This is a genomic window from Streptomyces sp. NPDC002623 (genome assembly GCF_053592635.1).
Map to the genome: position 1 here is coordinate 22,067 of NZ_JBSFWB010000063.1, position 6,659 is coordinate 28,725.

Consider the following 6,659-nt stretch of genomic DNA (forward strand, 5'->3'; position numbering starts at 1 on the left):
AGGACTCGATGTCCACTGCCACCCCGACCCGGGCACCGCACAGTGATGTGCCGACCGGTCACAAGCCCGCCGAAGGACGTGTCGGCGCGGGTCTGTTCGACCCCAAGCAGCTGCTGAAGTCGCTGCCGGACGCTTTCCGCAAGCTCGACCCGCGGGTGATGGTCAAGTCCCCCGTGATGTTCGTGGTGTGGATCGGCTCCCTGCTGACCACCGTGTTCTCCTTCAAGGACCCGGGCGACTGGTTCGGCTGGACCATCAGCGCCTGGCTCTGGCTGACCGTCGTCTTCGCCAACCTGGCGGAGGCGGTCGCCGAGGGCCGCGGCAAGGCGCAGGCCGACACGCTGCGCAGGGCCAAGACCGACACGATCGCACGTCGGCTCGACGGCTCCGTGGAGGAGCAGGTGCCCGGCACCGAGCTGCGCGTCGGCGACCTGGTCGTCTGTGAGGCCGGCGACGTCATCCCCGGCGACGGCGACGTCGTCGAGGGCGTGGCCAGCGTCGACGAGTCGGCGATCACGGGTGAGTCGGCTCCGGTGATCCGGGAGTCCGGCGGCGACCGCAGCGCCGTCACCGGCGGCACGAAGGTCCTCTCCGACCGGATCGTCATCAAGATCACGACGAAGCCGGGCGAGACCTTCATCGACCGCATGATCGCCCTGGTGGAGGGCGCGGCCCGGCAGAAGACGCCGAACGAGATCGCGCTCAACATCCTCCTCGCCTCGCTGACGATCGTCTTCCTGCTGGCCGTCGCCACGCTGCCGCCGTTCGCGGACTACGCGGGCACGCATCTGACGATGGTCGTGCTGGTGGCGCTGCTGGTCTGCCTCATCCCGACCACGATCGGCGCCCTGCTGTCGGCGATCGGCATCGCCGGCATGGACCGGCTGGTGCAGCGCAACGTGCTGGCCATGTCCGGGCGTGCGGTCGAGGCCGCGGGCGACGTCTCCACGCTGCTGCTGGACAAGACCGGCACCATCACCCTCGGCAACCGCCAGGCGTCCGAGTTCGTGCCCGTGACCGGCACCGCCGAAGCCGAACTGGCCGACGCCGCCCAGCTGTCGTCGCTGGCCGACGAGACGCCGGAAGGCCGCTCCATCGTCGTCCTGGCGAAGGAGAAGTACCGGCTGCGCGAGCGTCAGCAGGGGGAACTCGAGGGCGCCGAGTGGATCGCCTTCACCGCGCAGACGCGTATGTCGGGCGTGGACGTCGACGGGCGCAAGATCCGCAAGGGTGCGGCCGGTTCGGTCGTCGCCTGGGTCCGGGAGCAGGGCGGCGAGGTGTCCGAGGACGCCGGCGCGCTCACCGACCGGATCTCCGGGGCGGGCGGCACGCCGCTGCTCGTCGCGGTCGAGGACGCCGAGGGCGCCCGCGTCCTGGGCGTCATCCACCTCAAGGACGTCGTCAAGGAGGGCATGCGCGAGCGGTTCGACGAGCTGCGCCGCATGGGCATCAAGACCGTCATGATCACCGGCGACAACCCGCTGACGGCCAAGGCGATCGCGGACGAGGCGGGCGTCGACGACTTCCTCGCGGAGGCCACTCCCGAGGACAAGATGGCCCTCATCAAGCGGGAGCAGGCGGGCGGCAAGCTCGTCGCGATGACCGGCGACGGCACCAACGACGCACCGGCCCTCGCGCAGGCGGACGTGGGTGTGGCCATGAACACCGGTACCTCGGCCGCCAAGGAGGCCGGGAACATGGTGGACCTGGACTCCAACCCCACCAAGCTCATCGAGATCGTCGAGATCGGCAAGCAACTCCTCATCACCCGGGGCGCGTTGACGACGTTCTCCATCGCCAACGACGTCGCGAAGTACTTCGCGATCATCCCGGCGCTGTTCGCGGCCGTCTACCCGGGCCTGGACAAGCTCAACATCATGGGCCTGTCCTCGCCCGACTCCGCGATCCTGTCCGCGGTCATCTTCAACGCGCTGATCATCATCGCGCTGGTGCCGCTCTCCCTGCGGGGTGTGCAGTACCGGCCGGTGAGCGCGGACAAGATGCTGCGCCGCAACCTGACGATCTACGGCATCGGCGGGCTGATCGCGCCGTTCGTCGGCATCAAGCTCATCGACCTGCTCATCTCCCTGATCCCCGGAATCGGTTAGCCACCATGAACACATCGGTATCCAACACCGCCCGGCTGCTCGGCGCGGCCCTGCGCGCCCTGCTCGTGCTCACCCTGGTCACCGGCGTCGTCTACCCGCTGGTCGTCACCGGCATCGCCCAGGCCCTGTTCAACGACAAGGCCAACGGCTCGGAGATCAAGGCGGAGGGCAAGGTCGTCGGCTCCTCCCTGATCGGGCAGTCCTACAACCTGCCGCTGAAGAAGGGCCAGGAGACCCCGGAGCCCGACCTGAAGTGGTTCCAGGGCCGCCCGCAGAACGGCCTGGGCACCAACAGCGTCAACACCCGGTACTCGCTGATCCTGTCCGGCGCGACGAACCGTTCCGGCGACAACAAGGACCTGATCGGCTGGGTGACGGCCGCCAAGGCCGCCGTCGTCAAGGACAACTCGGTCGGCGGCTACACGGTCAAGCCCGCCGACGTGCCCGCCGACGCGGTGACCTCGTCCGGCTCGGGTCTGGACCCGGACATCTCCCCGGACTACGCGGACATCCAGGTCCACCGGGTCGCCGAGAAGAACGGCCTGTCCGTCGCCCAGGTGCAGAACCTGGTCGACGAGCACACCGACGGCCGCACTCTGGGCTTCATCGGCGAACCCCGCGTCAACGTCCTCGAGCTCAACATCGCGCTCAGGGAACTCGTGGCGAAGAGCTGACGGCCTTACGCGCACCACACGGGAGTCGGCGGACCGGGGGACCCCCCGATATGTCGACTCCCGCCGCCATGAGGCCGGTTCCGCATGGTCCGGCCCTCCGCACCAGCAGGAAGGGCGTACCCCGATGACCCGGGTACTGGTGGTGGAGGACGACCCTCAGCTCGTCCGGGCCCTCGTGATCAACCTGCAGGCCCGCCGGTACGGGGTGGACCCGGCGCCCGACGGCACCACCGCGCTCCGGCTCGCCGCCGCCCGTCAGCCCGATGTGGTCCTGCTCGACCTGGGCCTGCCCGACATGGACGGAACCGAGGTCATCAAGGCGCTGCGCGGCTGGACCCGTGTACCGATCCTGGTGCTGTCGGCGCGCCGTGCCTCCGAGGAGAAGGTCGCCGCGCTCGACGCCGGCGCCGACGACTACATCGCCAAGCCGTTCAGCATGGACGAGCTCCTGGCCCGGCTGCGCGCCGCCGTCCGCCGCACCGAGGACGCGCCGCTCGCCCCCGAGTCCGTCCTGGTGACCACCGACGACTTCACCGTCGACCTGCGCGCCAAGAAGGCCACCCGCGCGGGCCGCGACGTCCGTCTCACCCCGACCGAATGGCACCTGCTGGAGATCCTGGTCGCCGACCCCGGCCGGCTCATCACGCAGAAGCAGCTGCTCCAGGAGGTCTGGGGCGTCTCGCAGAGCACCAAGACCAACTACCTGCGCGTCTACATGGCCCAGCTGCGCCGCAAGCTGGAAGCGGACCCCGCGCACCCCCGCCATCTCATCACCGAGCCCGGGATGGGCTATCGCTTCGAGGGCTGAACGCCCTGCGTGGGGCGCGCGGGCACGGGCCGGCCCGTGGAGCGGCCGGACGACGCGGCCGTCGACATGCCCGTCGGCGACCACACGGCACTCGCGCTGACGGGCCGGGTGGCGGCCTTCGCCGCCCAGGCCGTCGTCGCCCAGGTCGTCGTCGCACTGGACCGGCAGAGCGGCTGCAGTCCCAGGCCGACCAGTCCCGCAATGTCGCGTCTTCAGACGGCACGGTCACGCCGATCGGCCGGGAGACGGACCTGGACGAAGTGGTGCCGATGGCGCTCGGCGGGGTGCCGGAGGACAGCGTGGAGCTCGACATCCCGGAGACGCTGCCGATGGCCGCCGTCGACGCGGGGCTCCTGGAGCGGTCCGTGGCCAACCTGGTGGAGAACGCCGTGAAGTACGGCCCGCCGGCCGCGACCGGCGTCCGGTCGACCGTCAGGAATGCGCGGAACTGAGGGCGTCGGCCACCCGGTCGATCAGGCGGGGACGCGGGGACGGAGAGGCTGCTGAGGCGGTTTCCCGGCAGGGGATCCGAGGTGGTAGAACGTGCGCGGCGGAAGATCGTACGAGCCGGCTTCCGGCTCGGTCGCGGCGGGGGTGGGGGCACCTTCGCCGCCGAGGGGGGTGTGGCTCCATCACTGGACGTCCCGGTTTCGGGGAGGTGTTACGCGCTCATCGGCGCGCAGCACGTCTGACGCTGGATCAGTTGGCCGAGGTGTCGGGGGTCAGTGCTCGGACCCTGTCGGACATGGAGCGCGGACGCAGCAGGGGACCGCAACATCGGACCGTGACCGCCTTGGCGGACGCGCTCGGGCTGGAGGGCGATGAGCGCAAACAGCTGATCGAGCTGGCGCGCGAGGGCCGGCTGCGGGATCACTGGACGCGTCCCACGGGTCTGTGCGAACTGCCCCGGTCCGTCGACGACTTCACCGGCCGCGCGGCGGAACTGGTCTGGCTGAGCGAGCTGGTGTACGCCGAGAGCTCGCCGGGGGTCGGCGTGGTGGGGGTGGTCACCGGCGCTGCGGGCCTGGGGAAGACCACGTTCGCCGTCCGCGCCGCTCATTCGGTGCGGCCGAGCTTTCCTGACGGGGTGTTCTTCCTCGATCTGTTCGGCATGTCCCAGCGGCCGTTGGCCGCCGATGACGCACTGCAGCAGCTGCTGGGCGCGCTCGGGGTCGCGGACCAGCAGATCCCGGCCGACACCCGGGGACGCGCCTCCTTGTACCGGTCGCTGCTGCGGGACCGGCGTGTCCTGGTCGTTCTCGACAATGCCGCGTCGGAGGAACAGGTGCGCCCGCTGCTTCCGGGAGGGGGCGCGGGCAGGGCGCTGATCACCACCCGGCGGTTGCTGTCGGGTCTGGAGGGTGTCCGCAGGCTCGTCCTCGGGCCCCTGGCGTTGCCGGAGTCCACGCGACTGCTCACCGGGATTCTGGGCGACCGTTCCGCCACCGACGGGGAATCGGCCCTCGCCCGGCTCGCCGAGCTGTGCGGTGGTCTGCCTCTGGCGCTGCGCATCATCGGGAACCGCCTGGCCAGCCGGCCTGGCTGGGACGCCGCCGAACTCGCCGCCCGGCTGGGGGACGAGGAGCGCAGGCTGGATCAGTTCAAGGCCGGTGATCTCAAGATCGCCAACGCGTTCGGGATGTCGTACGAGCAGCTCGCCGATTCCGCGCGGCGGATGTTCCGGCGGCTCGCCGTGGTGCCGGGACAGGATTTCGACGCCGCCCTGGCCGCCGTCGTCGGCGGGGTGCCGGTCGAGGACGCGTGGGAGGCTCTGGACGACCTCGTCGACCTCGGCCTGCTGTACGACAGCGACGCGGGCCGCTACCGCTTCCACGACCTGGTCCGTCTGTTCGCCCGCGACCGGCTCCACCAGGAGGACGCCGCGGCCGAGCGCGAGGCGCTGACGGGGCAGGTGACGTCGTGGCTGCTGCGTATGGCCACGCTGTGCGGGCGATGGTTCGAACCCGGCTACGGCCGTCCCGAGCGGCCCGATGCCGATCTCGCCGTCCTGTCCTCCCCGGAGGAGGCCGAAGGGTGGCTGCGGGCGAACGTGGACAACTGGCTGGGCGCGATGCGGGCCGCGGCGGGCAGCGGCCGGCACTCGCTCGTCCTCGACTGCGCGGAGTCGATGCACTGGTTCTCCGATCTGTGGACGCACGGCCCGCACTGGCGCGAGGTGTTCACGCTCGGAGCGGAGGCGGCCGCGGCCCTCGGCGACCTGGCGCAGCAGGCGACCCAGCTGAACTATCTGGCCTGGGTCCACTCGGTGCCGCCCAGCGACCCGGAGGCCGTGCTGCGGTGTACGGCCCAGGCGATGGAGCTGGCCACCCGGGCCGGTGCCACCGCGCAGATCGCCTGGGCACACGAGTACACGTCTTCGGCGCTGCGGCTGCTCGGCCGGTTCGACGAGGCCGTCGCGGAGTCGTCCACGTCGGCGGAGATGTTCAGGACCATCGGCGACATCGACTCCTGCGTCCAGTGCCTCGCCCACATCGCCCACTGCCGACTCGACGAAGGGCGCTACGCCGAAGCGTTGGAGCAATACCGCGGACTGCTCGCCGTGCTGGAGGACCCGGAGTCGGGGATGACCCCGAGCGTCGTGGCCCTCAGCCGGCCCCTCGCGCTGCTCCGCATCGGCCATTGCCTCGAACGTCTCGGCCGCCGTACGGAGGCGATCACCACGCTCACGGAGGGCACCGACGCCGTCGACACGCTCCAGATGTCCGACTTCCGGCAGGCCGGCGCCCTGGAGACACTGGCCGCCCTGCTGGCCGACGAAGGCCGGACCGACGAGAGCCGCCATGCCTACGCGCGGGCCGCGCAGGTCTTCGAGGCGATCGGGGACACCGAGGCGAGCAGCCGCTGCCGGGCCCTGGCGGCCGCCACGCGCTGACCTCGTCCGAGGCGCTGCCCGCGGGGGACCGGGCGGGTACTTCTGCGTGCTGTTCTGCGTGGTCCGGCCGCGTCTTTTCGACTTGACTGGTGGGCACCGGGACAGACGTCAAGGCGCTGTCCCTCCAGGTCGGGAGTGAGCCATGGCAACGATCAGGAACATCGTCCTCGTGCACG

General features: G+C 70.8%; 4 protein-coding genes and 1 pseudogene. All 5 read left to right on the top strand.

Annotation, left to right across the window (positions count from 1 at the left end; all coding sequences use genetic code 11):
- Positions 1–8 precede the first annotated feature (8 nt).
- Positions 9–2,108 carry a potassium-transporting ATPase subunit KdpB gene (kdpB, locus tag ACWD4O_RS46525; protein WP_451289156.1) on the top strand — a complete coding sequence of 700 codons (2,100 nt, stop codon included), beginning with the start codon at positions 9–11 and terminating at the stop codon, positions 2,106–2,108.
- Positions 2,109–2,113: 5 nt separating this feature from the next.
- Positions 2,114–2,782 (top strand): potassium-transporting ATPase subunit C, encoded by a 669-nt coding sequence (locus ACWD4O_RS46530; protein WP_451289157.1) that lies wholly within the window; start codon positions 2,114–2,116, stop codon positions 2,780–2,782.
- A gap of 124 nt (positions 2,783–2,906) precedes the next feature.
- Positions 2,907–3,590: a response regulator gene (locus tag ACWD4O_RS46535; protein ID WP_451289158.1), complete on the top strand. Its 684-nt coding sequence runs from the start codon at positions 2,907–2,909 to the stop codon at positions 3,588–3,590.
- A 6-nt stretch (positions 3,591–3,596) separates the two neighbouring features.
- A pseudogene (locus ACWD4O_RS46540) lies at positions 3,597–3,997 on the top strand (histidine kinase); the annotation flags it as partial.
- 251 nt (positions 3,998–4,248) lie between these two features.
- Complete coding sequence (locus ACWD4O_RS46545; RefSeq protein WP_451289159.1) at positions 4,249–6,483, top strand: helix-turn-helix domain-containing protein; 2,235 nt, start codon at positions 4,249–4,251, stop codon at positions 6,481–6,483.
- Positions 6,484–6,659: the final 176 nt, after the last annotated feature.